Below are 20,046 nucleotides of genomic sequence, written 5' to 3'. Positions count from 1 at the left end.
GTGCAGTGAAAGTCGGGCGGTGAAAGGAAAGCGGCGTCCCGCAGGACGCCGCCGAGCATTGGGAATGCCGCGATTTTAGGCTGTCGGCCGCAGGCGGCTCACATCAGCAGGTGTTCACCGGCGTTGTCGCCGCCGAGGATCACGTAGTTGACCTTGCGCACGTCCGCCAGGCAACGTCCGCCGGCATAGCTGATGGAGCTCTGCAGGTCTTCCTGCATCTCGCGCAGCGTGTCGCCCAGCCGGCCCTTGACCGGCTCCAGGATGCGCTTGCCCTCGACATGCTTGTATTCGCCCTTGTTGAAGTCGGACGCGCTGCCGTAGTACTCCTTGTAGAGCCTGCCGTCGACCTCGACCGTCTGGCCGGGCGATTCCTCGTGGCCGGCGAACAGCGAGCCGATCATCACCAGCGTGGCGCCAAAGCGCACGCTCTTGGCGATGTCGCCATGCTCACGGATGCCGCCGTCGGCGATGATGGGCTTGGTGGCCACCCGCGCACACCACTTCAGTGCCGACAGCTGCCAGCCGCCGGTGCCGAAGCCGGTCTTCAGCCGGGTGATGCAGACCTTGCCCGGGCCGATGCCGACCTTGGTGGCGTCGGCGCCCCAGTTCTCGAGGTCGATCACCGCCTCGGGCGTGCCGACGTTGCCGGCGATCACGAAGCTGTCGGGCAGCTTCTGCTTGATGTGGCCGATCATGCGCTGCACCGAATCGGCATGGCCGTGGGCAATGTCGATGGTGATGTAGTCGGCGCCCACTCCTTCAGCGGCCAGCCGGTCGATGACCTCGTAGTCGGCCTGCTTCACGCCCGAGCTGATCGAGACGAACAGGCCCTTGTCCCGCATGCGCCGGGCGTAGGCGACGTTGTCGAGGTCGAAGCGGTGCATCACGTAGAAGTAGCCGTCGGCGGCCAGCTGTTCGGTGATGCGTTCGTCCACCACCGTCTTCATGTTGGCGGGCACCACCGGCAGCTTGAAGCGGCGGCCGCCGAACTCCACCGAGGTGTCGCACTCGCTGCGGCTTTCCACGCGGCATTTGCGCGGCAACAGCAGGATGTTGTCGTAGTCGAAGATTTCCATCAGAGATCGCTCCGTAAGCAGGTAGGACGCCGCGTTGAAGCAGTGCGGCGTCGAAGGCTGCGAGCGCTTGACTTGGAGACCCGGCCGGCGGCCGAAGGCCCCCGGGGACGGAGGTGGCCGCGCAAACAAAAACCGGGCGCCAAAATTTGGGCCCGGTGGCTGATTCTACTCACCTCGCGCGGCATCGGCTGCAAGGGGCTTCGCCGGGCTCCCTAGAATCGCGACATGAGTCTCGATTTTCCGCCTGCCGCTGCGTCGGCCCTGCTCAACAACCTCAACCCGGAGCAGCTGGCCGCCGTCACGCTGCCCAGCCGTCCGGCCCTGATCCTGGCTGGCGCCGGCTCCGGCAAGACGCGGGTGCTCACCACCCGCATTGCCTGGCTGGTGCAGACCGGCCAGGTCTCCCCGGCCGGCGTGATGGCCGTCACCTTCACGAACAAGGCCGCCAAGGAGATGCTGACCCGCCTGGGCGCCATGCTGCCCATCCCCGTGCGGGGCATGTGGATCGGTACCTTCCACGGCCTGTGCAACCGCTTCCTGCGGGCGCATTGGAAGCTCGCCAACCTGCCGCAGGGCTTCCAGATCCTCGATTCGCAGGACCAGCTCTCGGCGGTGCGCCGCGTCATCAAGGGCATGAACCTCGACGAGGAACGCTTCGTGCCCAAGCAGGTGACATGGTTCATCGCCGGCAGCAAGGAAGAAGGCCTGCGGCCGCAGGACGTGGTGGTGCGCGACGAGCAGAGCCGCAAGCTGGCCGAGATCTACCAGGCCTACGAGGACCAGTGCCAGCGCGAAGGCGTGGTCGACTTCGCCGAGCTGATGCTGCGCACCTATGAGCTGATGCGCGACCAGCCGGCCCTGCGCGAGCACTACCAGCGGCGCTTCCGGCATCTCCTGGTCGACGAGTTCCAGGACACCAACCGGCTGCAGTACGCCTGGCTGAAGATGTTCGCCGGACCGGGCAGCAGCGTGTTCGCAGTGGGCGACGACGACCAGAGCATCTACGCCTTCCGCGGTGCCCAGGTGGGCAACATGTCGGACTTCGAGCGCGAGTTCGAGGTGGAGCAGGTCATCAAGCTGGAGCGCAACTACCGCAGCTTCGGCAACATCCTCGACTCGGCCAACCACCTCATCGCGCACAACACCAAGCGGCTGGGCAAGAACCTGCGGACCGAGGCCGGGCCCGGCGAGCCGGTGCGGGTGTACGAGTCCACCAGCGACTATGCCGAGGCGCAGTGGCTGATCGAGGAGGCACAGCAGCTGCACCGTGACGGCATTGCGCGCTCGGAGATCGCCATCCTCTACCGCTCCAACGCCCAGTCGCGGGTGATGGAAAGCGCGCTGTTCAATGCCGGCATCCCGTACCGCGTGTACGGCGGGCTGCGCTTCTTCGAGCGGGCCGAAATCAAGCATGCGCTGGCCTATCTGCGCCTGCTGGAGAACCCGAACGACGACACCAGCTACCTGCGGGTCGTCAACTTTCCGACCCGGGGCATCGGCGCACGCACCATCGAGCAGCTGCAGGACGCGGCGCGCGCCAGCGGCCGCAGCCTCTACCAGAGCGTGACGGCCGTCACCGGCAAGGGCGGCGCGAACCTGCTCGCGTTCAACCAGCTGGTGGATGCGATGCGCGACGCCACCCGCGGCCTGACCCTGCGCGAGATCATCGAGCACGTGGTACAGGCCTCGGGCCTGGCCGACTTCTACCTCAACGAGAAGGAAGGCCGCGAGCGGCTGGAGAACCTGGCCGAACTGGTCAATGCGGCCGAGGCCTTCGTCACGCAGGAAGGCTTCGGCAAGGATGCCATTGCCCTGCCGGTGGACGAGCAGGCCGCTTCACCCGGCGCGCTGGCTGACGGCGACCCGCCCGCGGTGGCGCGCACCGAGCAGACCCCGGACGCCGAGACCGGCGAGATCATGTCGCCGCTGGCCGCCTTTCTCACTCACGCGGCGCTGGAGGCCGGCGATAACCAGGCCCAGGCGGGGCAGGATGCCATCCAGCTGATGACGGTGCATGCCGCCAAGGGGCTGGAGTTCGACGTGGTGTTCATCACCGGGCTGGAGGAAGGCCTGTTCCCGCACGAGAACTCGCTGTCCGACCACCAGGGGCTCGAGGAGGAACGGCGCCTGATGTATGTGGCCATCACCCGGGCGCGCCGACGGCTCTACCTGAGCCACAGCCAGACCCGCATGCTGCACGGGCAGACCCGCTACAACATCAAGAGCCGCTTCTTCGAGGAGCTGCCCGAGGCGGCGCTGAAGTGGATCACTCCCAAGGTGCAGGCCTTCGGCTCCGGCTATGCGCGCGACTACAAGGCCGCCTGGGCCAGCGGCCCGGGCGCGGGGTCGGTGGCGGCTGGCGGCGAGAAGAAGATGGCGCCCAAGGTGGCCACCTCCGACGGGGTGGCCCTGCGCATGGGCCAGTCGGTCTTCCACACGAAGTTCGGTGAAGGGGTGATCGTGACGCTGGAAGGCAGCGGCCCGGACGCGCGCGCACAGATCAATTTCGGCCGCCATGGCATGAAGTGGCTGGCGCTCAGCGTGGCGAAGCTGACGCCGGTCGACTGAAGCCGCGCCGCTGGTGCGGTGGCAATGCCGCCCCGGCATCGGCGTCGGCGCGCGGAGCCTCCCCCGGGGCGGCACGACGCGGGGCGGCTGCCATCCGGGTTCGCATTCCGCGGGTGAAGGGGTGCAGCCGCCCGGGACACGTGGGCTGGCGAGCGCCTATGTTCTGCTGTGCAGAACGTCGTTTCGATCTGAATTGACGTTGGCCGGGGCCCGTGACACGATCCGCGTTCCTTGGCATTGCGGGACATCGCGGTCATGACTGCCTCATCGCCCCTGGCCGCTGCGGCGGCTTCCGTTGACGCCGGCTCGACCTGCCCCGTCCTGCCGGCCCGCCTGCACCAGGTGATCGACCGCTGGGCGCGTGACACGCCCTCCGCGCCGGCCCTCGAGGACGCCACCCAGCAGCTGAGCTACGCAGAGCTGCAGCAGCGGGTGGCTGCGGCCGGCAAGCGGCTGGCTGCGGCCGGCTTGCGGCCCGGCGACCGCTTGCTGGTGGTGGCCGAGAACTGCGCGGCAGCGGCGCTGCTCGCGCTGGCCTGCAGCACCATCGACGCCTGGTGCTCGCTGGTGAATGCGCGGCTGTCGCCGCGCGAAGTCGATGCGGTCATCGAACATGCCGGCCCTCGCCGGGTGGTGGTGCTGGAGGGCGGCTCGGCGGAAGCCGCCGCCCACGCGCGCCGGCTCGGTGCCGCGGCGCAGGACTGGCCCGAGCTGGGCGCCTTGCACCTGGGTGCGCTCAACGAGGACTGCCGGCCGGAGCCGGTCCATGCGGCGGCCAGCGAGCAAGTGGCTGCCCTCGTCTACACGTCGGGCACTTCCGGCAGCCCGAAGGGCGTGATGCTGACGCATGCCAACCTGCTGTTCATCGCCGAGAACGGCCGGCGCATGCGACGGCTCGTGCCGGGCGACCGGGTTTGGGGCGTCTTGCCGCTGTCGCATGTCTATGGCTTGACTTCCGTGCTGCTGGCGACGCTGCATGCTGGCGCCAGCCTGGTCCTCGTGCCGCGTTTCGATGCGGCGGAGATGGCTCGGGCGCTGGCCGTCGGCGGCATCACGGTGCTGCATGGCGTACCGGCCATGTACGCCAAGCTGCTGGCCTGGAGCCGCCAGCCGGGCCATGTCCTGCGGGCGCCGGCCTTGCGTGTGGCGCAGTCGGGCGGCGCGCCACTGGACGAGGCGCTGAAGGCCGCCGTCGAGCAGGCCCTGGGCGTGGTGCTGCACAACGGCTATGGCATGACCGAGGCCGCGCCCTCCATCGCCCAGACCCGGCTCGACACGCCGCGGCGTGACGCCTCGGTGGGCATGCCCATCCCCGGCACCGAGGTGCGCATCGTCGACCTGCAGCGCCAGCAGCCGGTGCCTGGCGGTGAGACCGGTGAGCTGTGGGTGCGCGGGCCGCAGGTGATGAAGGGCTACTACCGCGATGCCGTGCTGACCCGGCAGACGGTGAACGCCGAGGGCTGGCTGCATACCGGCGACCTGGCGCGCCTGGCGCCCGACGGTGTGCTGGAGGTGGTGGGGCGTTCCAAGGAACTCATCATCCGATCCGGTTTCAATGTCTACCCCGTGGAGGTGGAGCAGGCCTTGTGCGCCCACCCCGACGTGATGCAGGCAGCGGTGGTGGGGCGCCCGGTGCCGGGCAACGAAGAGGTGGTGGCCTTTGTGGAGCCAGTGCCCGGCCGGCAACTGGAGGCGGGCACGCTGCAGGCCTGGCTGCGCGAGCGGTTGTCGCCATACAAGCTGCCGTCGGCCATCGTGCTGATGGCGCAATTGCCTGCCTCGACCACAGGCAAGGTGGCGAAGGCCCGCCTGCGCGAGCTGGCCCAGCAGCCGCTTGCGGGCAGCTGCGCCTGAGGCCGGCGACGCTGCCACAGTGGGACGGCAACACGAGGGGACGCGAGATGGGCACACGGCAGGCAGATGCCGCGGCAACGGCGGGCGATGACACGGTAGACCGCAGCGGCGGCGGGCAGACCCGCGGCCGCCGTGATGCCGGTGCTGCGGGCAGCCGGCCCGGCAAGCTGAAGGAGGACCGACATTTCGTCACCGCGCTGGCCCGCGGCCTGGACGTGCTGAGTTGCTTCCGCTCCAGTGACGGGATGCTGGGCAACCAGGAGCTGGCGCGGCGCTGCGGCCTGCCCAAGTCCACCGTCTCGCGCCTGACCTACACGCTGACCAGGCTCGGCTTCCTCGATCAGGTGGAGGACACCGGCCGCTACCGGCTGGGGAGCGCCACCCTGTCGCTCGGCAGCGCGATGCTCGCCCGCATGGACGTGCGCCAGCAGGCCCGGCCGCTGATGCAGGCGCTGGCCGATGCCTCGCAGGCCATGGTGTCGCTGGGCTCGCGCGACCGGTTGAGCATGATCTATGTCGAGAACTGCCGCAGCCAGTCGGCGCTGACGCTCAGCCTGGACGTCGGCTCGCGCATCCCGCTGGCCACCACGGCGATGGGCCGCGCCTACCTCGCGATGTGCGACGAGGGCGAGCGCCAGGCGTTGATGGAGCGCATCCGCGAGCTCGACGAGGCCGCCTGGCCGCGCCTGCGGGAAGGCATCGAGCAAGGCGTGCAGCAGTACCGCGAGCTCGGCGTGTGCTGCTCCTTCGGCGACTGGCAGCCAGAGGTCAATGCGATCGCGGTGGCCTTCCGGCCGGCCGGGCAACGCAAGCTGATGGCCATCAACTGCGGTGGCCCGGCCTTCCACCTGAGCCGCGACGATCTGCTGGGGCAGGTGCGGCCGCGCCTGGTGGCGCTGGGCGCACAGCTGGAGCGTGCCGCCGGACAGTGAGACCGGCAGGCGCAAGCGCAGGCGAGCCGACCGACCCGCCAGCAAGCGCCGCCCATGTCGGGCTCACGCCCCGGGCGGGACAGCCGGGCGCCCGGCGAAAGGCCGGCGCCGCCGGGCACGGTCAGTCGTCATCCTCGTCGTCGTCGGAGACGGCGTTGATGCCGGCCTCGACCGCTGCGCCCGTCACCTTGACGCCGGTGCTCACCACCGCGCCGGTGACCGAGATGGCGGCCCCTGCGGCCGCGCCTGCCACGCTGACGACGGCGCAGCCGCCCAGCAGCAGGCTGCACAGGCCGCCGAGCAGCAGCTGCTGCAAGTAACGCAGGGCAGGGCGCATGATGTGTCGATTCCGGAGCAGAAACGGCTTCATTATCGGTGTGCGGCCGGCCTGCCATGGCGCCGGCCGGCGGGCATCCGTCACACGATGTTCATGAAGCTGTAACGGCTCCTTCATGCATCGTCCCTAAGCTGCCGCGGGTCTTTCACCCCAACGCCCTACAGAGGACGACTCCATGAGCCAGCCGCTCGGCTTTCCCCAGCAAGCCATCGATCACGACGACATCGACAACAACAACTCGGGCAACGAAACCTTCGAGGCGGTGCTGCAGGCCCGCATGAGCCGCCGCTCCATGCTGCGGGGCGGCGTTGGCACCGCGGCCACCGCGGTGTTCGGCGGCCTGGCGATGGCCGCCTGCGGCGGGGGCGGGGGTGACGACGACGACCATCAGCCCGGCAACGGCCAGCCGCCGGCCGAGACCTTGCTCGGCTTCAAGGCCGTGGCCAAGAGCCTGGCCGACACGGTGGTGGTGCCCGAGGGCTACACGGCCAGCGTGCTGTACCGCCTGGGCGACCCGATCGCCGCCGGCGTGGCCGCCTACAAGAACGACGGCACCGACGACAACTACGAGCAGCGCGCCGGCGATCACCACGACGGCATGGAGTTCTTCGGCCTCAACGCCGCCGGCACTGCCCGCGACCCCAACGGGTCCGAACGCGGCCTGCTGGCGATGAACCACGAAGCCACGTCGGACGAGAACGGCCAGGTGCTGTTCATGCACCCGGCCGGCGGCAGCCCCAACTCGGCCCGCGTTGCGGCCGAGGTCGACAAGGAAGTGGCGGCGCACGGCATCTCCATCGTCGAGGTGCGCAAGGCCGACGGCCGCTTCCGCTATGTGCAGGACTCGGCCTACAACCGCCGCTTCACGCCGCTCACCCCGGTGGTGCTGGCCGGGCCGGCGCGCGGCCATGCGCTGATGGTCACCAGGTACTCGACCGACGGCACCGCCGCCCGCGGCACGCTGAACAACTGCGGCACGGGCTACACCCCGTGGGGCACGCTGTTGTCGGGCGAGGAGAACTGGGCCAACTACTTCAAGCGCTCGGCCGAGGACGACACCGCGCGGGCCGGCGACAAGAGCATCGTGGCGCTGGAGCGCTACGGCCGCAAGAAGGGCGCCAACACCCGCCACGGCTGGGAAACCGCCGGCAGCGAGGACAAGTACGCCCGCTGGGACCTGAGCGTGAAGGCCGCGACGGCCGCTGGCGACTACCGCAACGAGCTGAACACCTACGGCTACATCGTCGAGGCCGACCCCTACGACCGCAACACCTCGATGAAGAAGCGCACCGCGCTGGGCCGCTTCGCGCACGAGAGTGCCGCCTTCTCCAGGCTGGTGCCGGGCAAGCCGCTGGCGGTCTACATGGGTGACGACTCGCGCGGCGAGTACATGTACAAGTTCGTCTCCACCGCGGTATGGAACGCGGCCGATGCGAACCCGGCCAACCGCATCACCACGGGCGACAAGTACCTCGACTCGGGCAAGCTCTTCGTCGCCAAGTTCAATGCCGACGGCACCGGCCAGTGGATCGAGCTGTCGATCGACCAGCCGGCCATCGCTGGCTACGCGGCCTACGACTTCGCCGACCAGGCCGACGTGTTGATCAATGCCCGGCTGGCCGCCGATGCGGTGGGCGCGACCAAGATGGACCGGCCCGAATGGTGCGCGACCCATCCGGGCACCGGCGAGGTCTACTACACCCTCACCAACAACAGCAACCGCAAGGTCGAGCCGGACCCGGCGAGCACCTCGCAGATGGGGGTCGACGCGGCCAACCCGCGCTCCTACAAGGACGGCGGCGCGGGGTCGGCCGGCAACCACAACGGCCACATCATCCGTTTGCGGGAGAACGGCGGCGAGGCCGCAGCCACCGGCTTCGCCTGGGACGTCTACCTGTTCGGCGCCGAAGTGGGCTCCGATCCGGCCACGGTGAACCTGTCGGGCCTCACTGCCGACCAGGACTTCTCCAGCCCGGACGGCCTGTGGTTCAGCCGCGCCACCGGTGTCTGCTGGATCCAGACCGATGACGGCGCCTACACCGATGTCACCAACTGCATGATGCTGGCCGCGCTGCCGGGGCAGGTGGGCGATGGTGGCAAGAAGACGCTCACCCACACCAAGGCCGACAAGACGACGCTGGCGGTGGACACGCAAGTCGGCAAGGCGCCGACGGCCCAGACCCTCAAGCGCTTCCTGGTGGGCCCGGTGGGCAGCGAGATCACCGGCTGCGCGGAGACGCCCGACGGCAAGGCGCTGTTCGTCAACATCCAGCACCCGGGCGAGAGCACCCGGCTGGCCGACATCGGCAGCCCCTCGAAGTACAGCAGCCATTGGCCCGACGGCGGCACCGCGCGGCCGCGCTCGGCCACCATCGTGATCACCAAGAACGACGGCGGCCGCATCGGCAGTTGACGCCGGGGCTCCGGCTCGCGGTGCGCAACGAGCCGGAACCGCCGCATGACACCAGGGACCCGGAGGCGCGCGGAAGGGCGCCAAGGGGGCGCAGCCCGCCAACTGCGCTTCCTAGAGTGGGGGCCGGTGCTGTTTGCGTCCCCCTGCGCCATCGCCACCTTGCATGGCATGCCAGCCTCCCCTGTGGAGGCCGGCGCGTTTCAGGGCTTGACCACCACGTCGAAGAACTTCTCCACGCAACGCTGGTAGTCACCGGCCTTCAGTGCGAAGTGGGCGGTCTGGTAGCCGACCAGCTTGCAGGCGAAGGCCTTGCCTTCCGGCTTGTCCGGGTGGTAGGACCAGTCCTGGTCCCAATAGATGTCCAGCGCGCCGGCGCCGCCCACCTCGAAGCGCTTCTGGTTGGCGCAGCCCAGCTCTTCCTGCGGGCCGATCGGCACGCCCAGTGCCGCCGCATGCTGCCGGTAGTAGGCGATGCGGTTGACCGACTGCGGTTTCTCCGCGCCTTGCCCGCATTCGATGCCTCCGTTGATGATGTTGGTGGTGGCCCCGAAGCCCGGCCGGATGCCGGCCGCGGTGTCCACCGCATTGGGCTGCCAGGTGCCGTCCACCACATGCAGCATGCTGGGCTTGGGCGAGGCGGGGTAGACCAGGAAGAACACCGCCGAGGCAAGGTTCAGCCAGGTGTCGGCCACCTGCTCGGGGGCGTTCAGCAGCACCTTCACGTCGCCGAAGATCGCATCCGAGAACGGCCCGTAGTTGTAGTTGTAGGACAGCTGCTTGGCGCCGCGGCCGAAGTACTGCTTGAAGCGGCCCTGCGCGTCCTTGCCGCAGGGCCAGGCCTGGCCCTGCCAGGTGGTGGGACTGCATTCGTTGTTGTACGGGCAGCCGTAGCTGTTCTCGGTGCAACCCGCCTCGCGCACGAAGTACAGCGCCTGGCGCCATTCCGGGATGGCGTTGTTGCGGTCGTGCGCGCCGGTTTCCTGCGTGAAGTGCGCGAACATCGTTGCCAGGATCTTGCGGCAGATGGCGTCGGAGTCGCGGCCGTCGCTGTAGCTCATGCAGACACCCGAGAACTTGGCGATGGCCTGCAGCAAGCCGGTGTAGGTGTAGGAGCCGTCGCGCATCGGGAACAGGTAGTCCCACTGGCTTTGCGGCAGCAGGCGCTCGACCCGCTTGACGTTCTCCGGATTCCCGGCAGCCCCCGGCGTGACGGTATTGACGACGCTCTGCGGGCGGGTCGCCACCGAGGCCTTCACCGAACGGAACAATGCCGTGTTCGTCAATGCCGCTTCGGTGGCCTGGACGTCGGACAGCCGCAGGATGTACTTGCCGGTGACCGGATCCTTGATGACCGAGGCCAGCGCGAAGCTCTGGGCCTTGCTGGCCGTGGCGCCCTGGTTGTCCGTCACGGTCAGCGTCACGGCATAGGTGCCGGGTGCGGCGTAGCTGTGGCTTGCCTTGGCGCCGCTGGCACTGCTGCCGTCGCCGAACTCCCAGCGCCATTGGCTGACCTGGCCGTCTGCATCGCTGGAGGTGCTGCCGTCGAGCTGCAGGCTGAGCCGGTCCACCGTGGCGCTGAAGGCGGCGACTGGCGGCTTGTTGGTCCCCGGGGTGCCACCGCCGCCGTCGCAACTGCCCAGCGGTTTCCACACCGCCCAGGCGCCGGAGTTGCCGGCGGGCGACTGGCCCTGCGTCCACCAGTTCGCGCTATAGGCATTGCCACCGTCCTGCACCTGCTGGCCGGTGGTGTACGCGGTGCCGGCGTTCCACACCGGCAGGTTGCGGCAGTCCACGGCCTGGGCGGAGGTGGCCAGCAGACCGCCGAGCAGCAGGGCTAGCAGGGCCGGCCGCGGGCCGCGACGGTTGTCGCCTGGAGTTTCGGGAAAGGGCTCCGGCCGGTCGGCGGAGGGCAGGGCGCAGCGCATGGCGGCCGCGGCCGCGGGGACGGACATGGACATGAACGGGTCTCCTACGTTCAAGGCACGGTGGGATGGCACTGTGGGAGCGTCGTGTCGCCGCCAGTGCATGCGGCGCGACAAGACCAGTACCTGTGATTGATCTTGTACTGGTATTGGATTCTAAATACCAGTTCGCGCCAAGACCGCTCGGCAAGGCAGGTCGACCGTCCTAGCGAACGGGCTGCCGAAAGACGCCGGCGGCCCGGCGCGCAGAACGGGGAGGCGGTATGGCGCCGCCGCGCGTGTCAATCCAGGCGGCGAGAGGCGGCCGGGTGCGGCTGCTCCGCCTGCTCCGGCATGTAGCCCCGGCCGTCGCGCACGCCCTTGCGGCCCAGCTCCTGCCAGCGGGTGCGCAGGCGCAGCAGGCCAGCGAGGAATTCGAGTTCCTCGTCGGTGTGGTTGATCATCCCGGCCGGGCGCAGGCGCTGGCCGGCCGGCTGCCCGGGCTCGGCCCACACCGCCTGGTGGTAGTCCGACTGCGACAGCAGGCGGGTGGCACCGGCCTTCAGCTCGACGCGGCCGTAGCAGTTGCAGAAATAGGTGCGGCCGTCCTCGCGGGCCTCGGTATAGACGCCGGTGCCGCGGATGCCGATGGTCAGCGCGGGCGTCTGTACCAGGCGGGCCGTCTCGCGCCGGCCCCAGACCGACACCAGGCCGCCCGTCAGCAGGCGCAGGGCCGACACCAGGTGCACCGAGCGGCCCCGATCCAGCGTCAGGCGTGTGCGCTGGCGCAGGTGGAAGGCCGCGTCGCCGAGGGTGAACACCAGCATCGAGGCGTCGCCGGTCTCCAGCCTGTCGCCGGCCTGGATGAAGTCGCCGCGACGCAGGCGCTCGCCATTGAGCAGCGCCTCGCCGATCAGCGTGACGATGTTGCTGCGGCCCGGCGCGGCAAGCGGCCCCGCTGGCCAGCCGGCCAGCCAGGCGGCGGCGCCGACCAGCGTCTCACGGCGGGTGAGCCACTGCAGCTCGGTGGCGCTGCGGCCGTCAAGCAGGTGGCTCATCCGCCAGGTCGAGTTCGAAGCAGTCCACGAAGGTGAAGTACAGCGAAATGTAGAACACCGTCATGAACATCAGCGCGGCCGGAAAGGCCGCCAGCTGCACCATGCCGGGCGCGCCGAGCAGCGAGAACACCAGTGCCGACAGCACACCGAAGACAGCCACCACGCCGCCCCAGGTCAGCGCATACACCACAAAGGCGCCCTTGTTGCGCCAGCAGGCCACCAGGCTGAAGAAGACGGCCTTGGCCGCACTCACGCCACCCCAGTGCACCAGGGGCGGCGCATGCCAGAACATCACGCTCAATGGCAGGGCCAGCAGCAGGCGCAGCAGCAGGCCGCGCTGGACCCGGGGGTCGGCCAGCAGGTCCTCGCTGCCCGGGGCGCCGGACATGGCCTGCTCGAGGGCCGCCATGTCGCCCTCCAGCCAGCGGATCAGCAGCATCGCCACCAGCGAGGCGACCGCGTAGGCCACGCCAAGCCGGATCAGGGCCTGGGTGCGGCTGCGGTCGGTGCGGAAGGCCTGGACGAACACGCCCGGCATCGGGAAGCGGCCGCTCTGCGACTGGTGGGTGGCGATCATGAATCCCAGCGTGCCGGCCGGCAGCAGGGCCAACAGCAGCAAGCTTCCGACGTAGCGCAGCTCCAGCAGCAGGAAGGCGCCGAACAGGGCGATGAACAGCAGCGCCGTGAAGGCCAGCGGCTGGCGAAAGAACACGCGGAACGCCTGCTGCACCCACACGGTGCCCCGGCGGGCGCGTACCAGTCGAAGTTTCATGGCTCTTCTTGGTGGAAGTCGGTCTCGGCGATCGCCGGCCCCGGCCGGGCACCGGCATGGCGGCCCTGATGATAGGGCCGCTGCACGCGCGGGCTCAGCCCTTCACGTAGTGCCAGGGATTGGCGATGCGCTCGCGCAGGATGCGCTCGAAGTGCGTCGGGTCGTGAGCTTTCAGCATGTGCGCGTCACGCGGCAGGTGCCAGTCCCACAGGCGCGAGACCCAGAAGCGCAGGGCGCCGGCCCGCATCAAGCCGGGCAGCAGGCGTGACTCATGGTGAGTCAGTTCGCGTTCACTGTCGTAGGCCGCAAGGAAGGCCGTGGCACGCTCTTCCACCAGGCGGCCGCTGTCCAGGTCCACACACCAGTCGTTGAGGCAGACGGCGATGTCGAACAACCAGGTGTCGACGCCGGCGAAGTAGAAGTCGAAGAAGCCGGTGAGGGTGTCGCCCTCGAACATCGCGTTGTCGCGGAACAGGTCGGCATGGATTGGGCCGCGCGGCAATTCCGCATACACCGCGGAGCCGGCCAGATTCTGCTGGAAGGCGAGCTCCGATTCGAGCAGCTCCCGCTGGGGCGCCGCCAGGTGCGGCGCCACCACCGGCACCGTCTCGCCCCACCAGGCCAGGCCGCGCAGGTTTGGCTGGCTGCGCGGATAGTCGCGTCCGGCCAGGTGCATGCGCGCCAGCATGGCGCCCACGGCCTCGCAATGCCGGGTGCTGGGCGCCAGCTGGTGCCCGCCGCGCAGCCGGTTGACCACTGCGGCCGGCTTGCCGCCCACCGCATGCAGGATCTCGCCGGCGGCGTCGGCCTGCGGCTCGGGCACCGGGATGCCGTGGCCGGCCAGGTGCTTCATCAGGTGCAGGTAGAACGGCAGCTGCTCGAAGCCCAGGCGCTCGAACAGGGTGAGCACGTACTCTCCGCGTTCGGTGGTGAGGAAATAGTTGGTGTTCTCGATGCCGGAGGCGATGCCGCGCAGGCCGAGCGTGGCGCCGAGGTTCAGGCGCAGCGCCAGCGCCGCGGCATCGTCGAGGGAAACAGGCGTGAAGACGGCCATGGGGAAGGCAGCGTGCAGGGCACGGGGTTCAGGAAGGGAAGGCGGCGGAAATCAGAAGGACCACAGCTGCCAGACCCGCTTGCCGGCGGCGCCACGCTGGTTTTCGTTGGTCATGTCGCGGCCGCCGTCGGCCGGCAGGACTTCGTAGGCGGCGCCGCCTTTCTTCGGCTGCACGGTGATGCGGCGGTTCTGGCCGCGCACCCGCAATTCGTCGATGCGCGCGCCGTCATCCTCGATATGGATGCGCTGCACCGCCTCCTCGGGCACCGCCGCCGCAGCCGCGGGCTGGGCAGGGGCGGGCGCCGCGGCGGCAGCAGCGGCGAACAGGGCGGCCATCGAGGCCAGGCAGCAGGCAGAGCGCTTCATGGACGCGATTTTAGGCCCCGGTTGCATCTGCCCGGGCAGGCGGCCGAGGGCTTGCAGGAAAATGCCGCCATGAGCGACAACACCCTGCTGCTGGTCGACGGCTCCAGCTATCTCTATCGTGCCTTCCATGCCATGCCCGACCTGCGCAATGCGCAGGACGAGCCGACCGGCGCGATCTACGGGATGATCAACATGCTGCGCAAGCTGCGCGAGCAGTATCCCGCCCGCCATGCCGCCTGCGTCTTCGATGCCAAGGGCGACACCTTCCGCAACGAGTGGTATGCCGACTACAAGGCGCACCGGCCGCCGATGCCGCCGGACCTGGCGGCACAGATCGAGCCCATCCACGCGGTGGTGCGGCTGCTGGGCTGGCCGGTGCTGGAGGTGCCGGGCGTGGAGGCCGACGACGTCATCGGCACGCTGTCGGCCATGGCCTGCAAGCATGGCCGCAAGGTCATCGTCTCGACCGGCGACAAGGACATGGCCCAGCTGGTCAACGACCATGTCACGCTGATCAACACCATGAGCAACGAGACGCTCGACATCGCCGGCGTGCAGGCGAAGTTCGGCGTGCCGCCCGAGCGCATCATCGACTACCTCACGCTCATCGGCGACACGGTGGACAACGTGCCGGGCGTGGAGAAGGTCGGCCCCAAGACCGCCGTCAAGTGGCTGCTGGAGCACGGCTCGCTCGACGGCGTGATCGCCGCGGCCGACAAGATCAAGGGCGTGGCCGGCGACAACCTGCGCAAGGCCTTGGACTGGCTGCCGCAGGGCCGCCGCCTGATCACGGTGGTGACCGACTGCGACCTGAGCGGCCATGTCGACAACTGGCCCGCCTTCGATGCGCTGGAGTTCAAGGAGGTGGACCGCGAGGGCCTGCTCGGCTTCTTCACCCGCTACGGCTTCAAGACCTGGCGGCGCGAGCTGGAGGAGCAGCTGGGCCGGCAGGCCGCGCTGCCGGCCGGCGAGACGGGCCAGCTGTTCGGCGTCAGCAGCGGGGCCCCGGCGGCGGTGCCGGTGGTGGAGAAGCGCTACGAGACGGTGTTCGACTTCGAGGCGCTGGATGCCTGGATCGCGCGCCTGCGGGCGGCCCCGCTGGCGGCCCTCGATACCGAGACCGACTCGCTGGACCCGATGCGGGCCCGCATCGTCGGCATCTCCTTCAGCGTGACGCCGGGCGAGGCGGCCTATGTGCCGCTGCAGCACAGCTATGCCGATGCGCCCGAGCAGCTGCCGCTGGACCAGGTGCTGGAGCGCCTGCGGCCCTGGCTGGAAGACCCGGCGTGCGCCAAGCTCGGTCAGCATGTGAAGTACGACCTGCATGTCTTTGCCAATCACGGCATCGCGGTGCAGGGCTACCGCCACGACACCATGCTGCAGAGCTATGTGCTCGAGGCGCACAAGCCGCACAGCCTCGAGAGCCTGGCCGCCCGCCACCTCGACCGCAAGGGCCTGTCCTACGAGGACGTCTGCGGCAAGGGCGCCAGCCAGATTCCCTTCGCCCAGGTGGAGGTGGGGCGGGCCGCCGAATACTCGTGCGAGGACAGCGAGATGACGCTGCACGTGCACCAGACCCTGTGGCCGCAACTGCAGGCCGAGCCCCGGCTGCGCGAGGTGTACGAGAACATCGAGATGCCGGTGTCGGCGCTGCTGCTGCGCATCGAGCGCAATGGCGTGCTGATCGACGCCGGGCTGCTGGCACGGCAGGGCCAGGAGCTGGCGCAGCGCATCGTGGCACTGGAAGCCGAGGCGCATCAACTGGCCGGGCAGCCCTTCAACCTCGGCAGCCCCAAGCAGATTGGCGAAATCCTGTTCGGCAAGCTGCAGCTGCCGGTGGTCAAGAAAACGGCCAGCGGCGCTGCGTCCACCGATGAGGAAGTGCTCGAGAAGCTGGCCGAGGACTACCCGCTGCCGGCCAAGATCCTCGAGCACCGCAGCCTGTCCAAGCTCAAGGGCACCTATATCGACAAGCTGCCGCAGATGATCAACCCGGCCACTGGCCGGGTGCACACCAACTACGCGCAGGCAGTGGCGGTGACCGGGCGCCTGTCGAGCAACGAACCCAACCTGCAGAACATTCCCATCCGCACGCCCGAGGGGCGGCGCATCCGCGAGGCCTTCATTGCGCCGCCGGGGCATGTGATCGTCTCGGCCGACTACTCGCAGATCGAGCTGCGCATCATGGCGCACATCTCCGAGGATGCGACGCTGATGAAGGCCTTCACCGAAGGCCTGGACGTGCACCGCGCCACCGCGGCCGAGATCTTCAACCTGCCGCCCGAGGACGTCAGCAGCGAGCAGCGCCGCTATGCCAAGGTGATCAACTTCGGCCTCATCTACGGCATGAGCTCCTTCGGCCTGGCGGCCAATCTGGGCATCGAGCAGAAGGCCGCGCGGGACTACATCGATCGCTACTTCCAGCGTTATCCACTGGTCAAGCGCTACATGGACGAGACGCGTGCCTCGGCCAAGGACAAGGGCTATGTCGAGACCGTCTTCGGCCGCCGCCTGTGGCTGCCCGAAATCAACAGCCCCAACGGGCCGCGCCGCGCCGGTGCGGAGCGGGCGGCCATCAATGCGCCCATGCAGGGCACCGCGGCCGACCTGATCAAGCTGTCGATGGTGGCGGTGCAGCAGGCGCTCGACGCCGCGGCCAAGCAGACGCTGGTGGTGCTGCAGGTGCATGACGAGCTGGTGTTCCAGGTGCCGGAGGACGAGCTCGACTGGGTGCGCTCGGAAGTGCCGCGCGTGATGGCCTCGGTGGCGCAGCTGAAGGTGCCCTTGCTGGCCGAGGTGGGCGTGGGCCCGAACTGGGACCGGGCGCACTGAGCTCCTTCGGCCGCGCCTGACCTTGGGGCCACTGTCTTGGCGGCCCCGCTTCGGGCGGCAGGAGCCGCGCCGGGCGCGACCACGGGCATGCTCCCTGCCTTCGCTTGCTGGCATGGATCTACATGCCTTGCAGCAGCGAGCCTGGGGCTGGGTGCCGCGTCCCCTGCGCGGGCCGCTGGCGCTGGTGATCCAGGCGGTGGACGTCTGGCTCGACGAGCAGGGACCGCAGCTCGGCGCGTCGATCGCCTTCTATTCGATGTTTGCGATGGCGCCGCTGCTGGTGATCGTCATCACGATCGCCGGCGCGGTGTTCGGCGCCGAGGCGGCGCGCGGGCAGATCGTCGAGCAGATCCAGGACATCGTCGGGCGTGACGCGGCCCAGAGCATCGAGGCCATGATTGCCTCGTCCTGGCGCGGCAGCAGCAGCGGCCTGGCCGGTACGCTGAGCGTGGCGGCGCTGCTGCTGGGCGCCAGCGGCGTGTTCATCGCGCTGCGCAGCGCGCTCAACCGCCTGGGGCGGCTGCAGCAGCAGGCCAGCGGGCTGTCGGCCTTTCTCAAGGCGCGGCTGATCGCCTTTGCGCTGGTGCTGGGCGTGGGCTTCCTGGCCATCGTGTCCCTGCTGGCCAGTGCGGCGCTGGCGGCGGTGGGCGCTTATCTGTCCGCCCGCTTCCCGCCGCTGGCGGCCTTGATCGCGGCGCTCGACCTGGCGGTCTCGACGCTGGTGTTGTCCTTCGGGTTTGCGGCCTTGCTGCGCTGGCTGCCTGAGGCGCCGCCGGGGTGGCATGCAGTGGCGGTCGGCTCCGTGGTGAGTGCCTTGCTGTTTGCCATCGGCAAGCACCTGATCGGGCTCTACCTGGGCCGCACGGGGGTGTCGTCAAGCTACGGCGCGGCTGGCTCCTTCGTGGTGCTGATGCTGTGGGTCTACTACACCTCACAGATCCTCCTGCTCGGCGCCTCGCTGGCCTGGTGCATCGACGGCGCCCGCGGCCGCGCGCCGGGCCTGCCGGCCGACTGAGGGCGGGCTCAGTGCTTGTGGGTGCCGCCGCCCGCGTCACGGCTGCGCGGCGGGGGCGGACGGTGGCGCGGCAGCGGCGGGTTGCCGTCCTCGCGCGTTTGGTCCTTCATCGAATAGACCTCGAGCCGGTTGTAGAGGGTCTTCAGGCTGATGCCCAGCACCTCGGCCGTCTTGCGCTTGACCTGGCCGCAGCGCTCCAGCGTGGCCATGGTGACGCGGCGCTCCACCTCGTCGAGCGGGGTGCCGATGCGGATGCTGATGACGTCGCCCGGTCCAGTGTCCATCGGCGCATCGCCGGCATCGGCGGTCTCGACGATGTCATCCGACAGGATGAAGGCCCGCTGCACATGGTTGCGCAGCTCGCGGACATTGCCGCTCCAGCTGTGCTCGTAGAGCCGGGCGATGGCCTGCGGCGAGAAGCTCTTGCTGGTGCCTTCCTGCCGGTTCAGCTCGTCCAGGAAGTGCTGGGCCAGCAACTCGATGTCGGTGCCGCGGTCGCGCAGCGGCGGCAGCACCACCGGGAAGACGTTCAGGCGGTGGTAGAGATCCTCGCGGAAGCGGCCCTCGGCCACCGCCTTCTCCGGCAGCCGGTTGGTCGCTGCCACCATGCGCACGTCCGTCGAGATCAGCTGGGTGGTGCCGACCCGGGCAAAGCTGCCGGTCTCCAGCACGCGCAGCAGCTTGACCTGCAGCTCCAGCGGCATCTCCGTCACTTCGTCGAGCAGCAGCGTGCCGCCATTGGCACGTTCGAAGAAGCCGATGTGCTGGCGGTCCGCGCCGGTGAAGCTGCCTTTCTCGTGCCCGAACAGCTCGCTTTCGATCAGCTGGGGAGAGATGGCGCCGCAGTTCACCGCGAGGAAGGGGCAGCGCTTGCGCCGGCTCAAGTCGTGCAGCGTGCGCGCCGCCAGCTCCTTGCCGGTGCCACTCTCGCCGATCAGCAGCACGGTGGCCGAGGTCGGGGCCACACGGGCCAGCTTGTCATAGAGCGATTGCATCGCAGGCGAGGCGCCCAGCAGCAGGCCGAAGCGGCCGGCCTTGCGCAGCTCGCCACGCAGCTCGCCGATTTCGTGGCGCAGTTCGGCCGCTTCGGGCTGGCGCTTCAGGATGGCGCGCAAGCGCTCGATGTCGATGGGCTTGACGAGGTAGTCGGTGGCGCCGAGGCGCAAGGCCTCCACCACGCTGTCCACCGAGGCGTGGCCGGTGATGGCCACCACTTCCGTTTGCGCCGGCGCCTCGAGCTCGCGCACCAGCTGCAAGCCGTTGCCGTCGGGCAGCTGGATGTCGGTGAGCAGCACCTCCGGCTGCTGGCGTACCAGCTGGACCCGCGCGGCACGCAGCGAGTCGGCGGTGGCGACGGTGCAACCTTCGGCTTGGGCCACTTCGCTCATCCACCCAAGTTCATCAGGCGAATCGTCGACGATGAGGACGTGGGGCATGCGAGGTCGGCTGGTGAAAAGGGGGGCCGGTCGGAATTGCTGTGCGATTTACAGACGCAGCGGCGGGTCGGATCCGGCCCCGTGCGTGGGCGGCTTACTTGTCGGCCGGCTTCACGATGATGTTGTTGCGCACGCTCTTGGCCCCCGGGACCTCACGAGCGAGCTCGGCGGCCTTGGCGCGCTCGGCTTCGCTGGTGGCAAAGCCGGCCAGCTGCACCGTGCCGTCCTGCACCTCCACCTGGATGCGGGCGGCGCTCACGCCTGGGTCGGTGGCGAACTTCGTCTTCACCCGGGTGGCGACGGTGGCGTCATCGACGTACTCGCCGACCGAACTCTGACCGCTGGTGACAGCGCAACCGGTCATGGCCATCAGGCCTGCCGTGGCGATCATGCTGGCGACGAAAAGCTTCTTCATAGGGGGCTCCTTGGTGT

General features: G+C 69.2%; 15 protein-coding genes. 6 read left to right on the top strand and 9 right to left on the bottom strand.

The window, feature by feature from the left end:
- Window positions 1-98 precede the first annotated feature (98 nt).
- Entirely contained in the window at window positions 99-1,076 is a 978-nt protein-coding gene (locus tag N7L95_RS07700; RefSeq protein WP_301259238.1) for a GMP reductase, read from the bottom strand.
- Window positions 1,077-1,301: 225 nt separating this feature from the next.
- On the opposite strand from N7L95_RS07700, the gene N7L95_RS07695 reads away from it, so the two are divergent.
- From N7L95_RS07695 to N7L95_RS07685, 3 genes are all read left to right on the top strand, one after another.
- Window positions 1,302-3,644: a UvrD-helicase domain-containing protein gene (locus N7L95_RS07695; RefSeq protein ID WP_301259237.1), complete on the top strand. Its 2,343-nt coding sequence runs from the start codon at window positions 1,302-1,304 to the stop codon at window positions 3,642-3,644.
- A 255-nt stretch (window positions 3,645-3,899) separates the two neighbouring features.
- Window positions 3,900-5,498, top strand: a complete 1,599-nt coding sequence (locus tag N7L95_RS07690) for a class I adenylate-forming enzyme family protein (protein WP_301259236.1) — start codon at window positions 3,900-3,902, stop codon at window positions 5,496-5,498.
- 47 nt (window positions 5,499-5,545) lie between these two features.
- The gene (locus N7L95_RS07685) at window positions 5,546-6,430 is read left to right on the top strand and encodes an IclR family transcriptional regulator (RefSeq protein ID WP_301259235.1); all 885 of its coding nucleotides are present in this window, start codon (window positions 5,546-5,548) and stop codon (window positions 6,428-6,430) included.
- Between the two features lie 121 nt (window positions 6,431-6,551).
- On the opposite strand, the gene N7L95_RS07680 is transcribed toward N7L95_RS07685, so the two are convergent.
- Window positions 6,552-6,767: a hypothetical protein gene (locus N7L95_RS07680; RefSeq protein WP_301259234.1), complete on the bottom strand. Its 216-nt coding sequence runs from the start codon at window positions 6,765-6,767 to the stop codon at window positions 6,552-6,554.
- A 175-nt stretch (window positions 6,768-6,942) separates the two neighbouring features.
- Here N7L95_RS07680 and N7L95_RS07675 point away from each other — a divergent pair, with 175 nt between their 5' ends.
- The gene (locus tag N7L95_RS07675; RefSeq protein WP_301259233.1) at window positions 6,943-9,180 is read left to right on the top strand and encodes a PhoX family protein; all 2,238 of its coding nucleotides are present in this window, start codon (window positions 6,943-6,945) and stop codon (window positions 9,178-9,180) included.
- Window positions 9,181-9,380: 200 nt separating this feature from the next.
- Here the strand turns inward: N7L95_RS07675 and N7L95_RS07670 are convergent, their stop codons facing one another.
- From N7L95_RS07670 to N7L95_RS07650, 5 genes are all read right to left on the bottom strand, one after another.
- Complete coding sequence (locus N7L95_RS07670) at window positions 9,381-11,138, bottom strand: glycoside hydrolase family 19 protein (RefSeq protein WP_301259232.1); 1,758 nt, start codon at window positions 11,136-11,138, stop codon at window positions 9,381-9,383.
- 245 nt (window positions 11,139-11,383) lie between these two features.
- The gene (locus N7L95_RS07665; protein WP_301259231.1) at window positions 11,384-12,139 is read right to left on the bottom strand and encodes a FecR family protein; all 756 of its coding nucleotides are present in this window, start codon (window positions 12,137-12,139) and stop codon (window positions 11,384-11,386) included.
- Window positions 12,123-12,911 (bottom strand): BPSS1780 family membrane protein, encoded by a 789-nt coding sequence (locus tag N7L95_RS07660; protein ID WP_301259230.1) that lies wholly within the window; start codon window positions 12,909-12,911, stop codon window positions 12,123-12,125. The genes N7L95_RS07665 and N7L95_RS07660 overlap by 17 nt, the downstream gene beginning before the upstream one ends.
- Window positions 12,912-13,005: 94 nt before the next feature.
- Entirely contained in the window at window positions 13,006-13,965 is a 960-nt protein-coding gene (locus N7L95_RS07655) for a homoserine kinase (protein WP_301259229.1), read from the bottom strand.
- A 51-nt stretch (window positions 13,966-14,016) separates the two neighbouring features.
- Window positions 14,017-14,331 (bottom strand): hypothetical protein, encoded by a 315-nt coding sequence (locus N7L95_RS07650; protein ID WP_435870067.1) that lies wholly within the window; start codon window positions 14,329-14,331, stop codon window positions 14,017-14,019.
- Between the two features lie 69 nt (window positions 14,332-14,400).
- Between N7L95_RS07650 and polA the strand changes: the two genes are divergently transcribed.
- Window positions 14,401-17,163 (top strand): DNA polymerase I, encoded by a 2,763-nt coding sequence (polA, locus tag N7L95_RS07645; RefSeq protein WP_301259228.1) that lies wholly within the window; start codon window positions 14,401-14,403, stop codon window positions 17,161-17,163.
- 112 nt (window positions 17,164-17,275) lie between these two features.
- Window positions 17,276-18,178 (top strand): YihY/virulence factor BrkB family protein, encoded by a 903-nt coding sequence (locus tag N7L95_RS07640; protein ID WP_301259227.1) that lies wholly within the window; start codon window positions 17,276-17,278, stop codon window positions 18,176-18,178.
- Between the two features lie 8 nt (window positions 18,179-18,186).
- On the opposite strand, the gene N7L95_RS07635 is transcribed toward N7L95_RS07640, so the two are convergent.
- Together N7L95_RS07635 and N7L95_RS07630 are read right to left on the bottom strand one after the other, a co-directional pair.
- Window positions 18,187-19,614 (bottom strand): sigma-54-dependent transcriptional regulator, encoded by a 1,428-nt coding sequence (locus N7L95_RS07635; protein ID WP_301259226.1) that lies wholly within the window; start codon window positions 19,612-19,614, stop codon window positions 18,187-18,189.
- Window positions 19,615-19,708: 94 nt separating this feature from the next.
- On the bottom strand, window positions 19,709-20,029 hold the full coding sequence (locus tag N7L95_RS07630) for a BON domain-containing protein (protein ID WP_301259225.1): 321 nt from the start codon (window positions 20,027-20,029) through the stop codon (window positions 19,709-19,711).
- Window positions 20,030-20,046 lie beyond the last annotated feature (17 nt).

Origin of the sequence: Eleftheria terrae (assembly GCF_030419005.1) — a bacterium.
Classification (GTDB): domain Bacteria; phylum Pseudomonadota; class Gammaproteobacteria; order Burkholderiales; family Burkholderiaceae_C; genus Caldimonas; species Caldimonas terrae.
The sequence above is the reverse complement of the archived record's forward strand: the minus strand, read 5'-3'. Positions and strand labels throughout refer to the sequence as shown.

Excerpts from the sequence above, each read along its gene's own strand:
- N7L95_RS07700 (WP_301259238.1), bottom strand. The coding sequence starts at position 1,076 with ATGGAAATCTTCGACTACGACAACATCCTGCTGTTGCCGCGCAAATGC.
- N7L95_RS07695 (WP_301259237.1), top strand. The coding sequence starts at position 1,302 with ATGAGTCTCGATTTTCCGCCTGCCGCTGCGTCGGCCCTGCTCAACAAC.
- N7L95_RS07690 (WP_301259236.1), top strand. The coding sequence starts at position 3,900 with ATGACTGCCTCATCGCCCCTGGCCGCTGCGGCGGCTTCCGTTGACGCC.
- N7L95_RS07685 (WP_301259235.1), top strand. The coding sequence starts at position 5,546 with ATGGGCACACGGCAGGCAGATGCCGCGGCAACGGCGGGCGATGACACG.
- N7L95_RS07680 (WP_301259234.1), bottom strand. The coding sequence starts at position 6,767 with ATGCGCCCTGCCCTGCGTTACTTGCAGCAGCTGCTGCTCGGCGGCCTG.
- N7L95_RS07675 (WP_301259233.1), top strand. The coding sequence starts at position 6,943 with ATGAGCCAGCCGCTCGGCTTTCCCCAGCAAGCCATCGATCACGACGAC.
- N7L95_RS07670 (WP_301259232.1), bottom strand. The coding sequence starts at position 11,138 with ATGTCCATGTCCGTCCCCGCGGCCGCGGCCGCCATGCGCTGCGCCCTG.
- N7L95_RS07665 (WP_301259231.1), bottom strand. The coding sequence starts at position 12,139 with ATGAGCCACCTGCTTGACGGCCGCAGCGCCACCGAGCTGCAGTGGCTC.
- N7L95_RS07660 (WP_301259230.1), bottom strand. The coding sequence starts at position 12,911 with ATGAAACTTCGACTGGTACGCGCCCGCCGGGGCACCGTGTGGGTGCAG.
- N7L95_RS07655 (WP_301259229.1), bottom strand. The coding sequence starts at position 13,965 with ATGGCCGTCTTCACGCCTGTTTCCCTCGACGATGCCGCGGCGCTGGCG.
- N7L95_RS07650 (WP_435870067.1), bottom strand. The coding sequence starts at position 14,331 with ATGAAGCGCTCTGCCTGCTGCCTGGCCTCGATGGCCGCCCTGTTCGCC.
- polA (WP_301259228.1), top strand. The coding sequence starts at position 14,401 with ATGAGCGACAACACCCTGCTGCTGGTCGACGGCTCCAGCTATCTCTAT.
- N7L95_RS07640 (WP_301259227.1), top strand. The coding sequence starts at position 17,276 with ATGGATCTACATGCCTTGCAGCAGCGAGCCTGGGGCTGGGTGCCGCGT.
- N7L95_RS07635 (WP_301259226.1), bottom strand. The coding sequence starts at position 19,614 with ATGCCCCACGTCCTCATCGTCGACGATTCGCCTGATGAACTTGGGTGG.
- N7L95_RS07630 (WP_301259225.1), bottom strand. The coding sequence starts at position 20,029 with ATGAAGAAGCTTTTCGTCGCCAGCATGATCGCCACGGCAGGCCTGATG.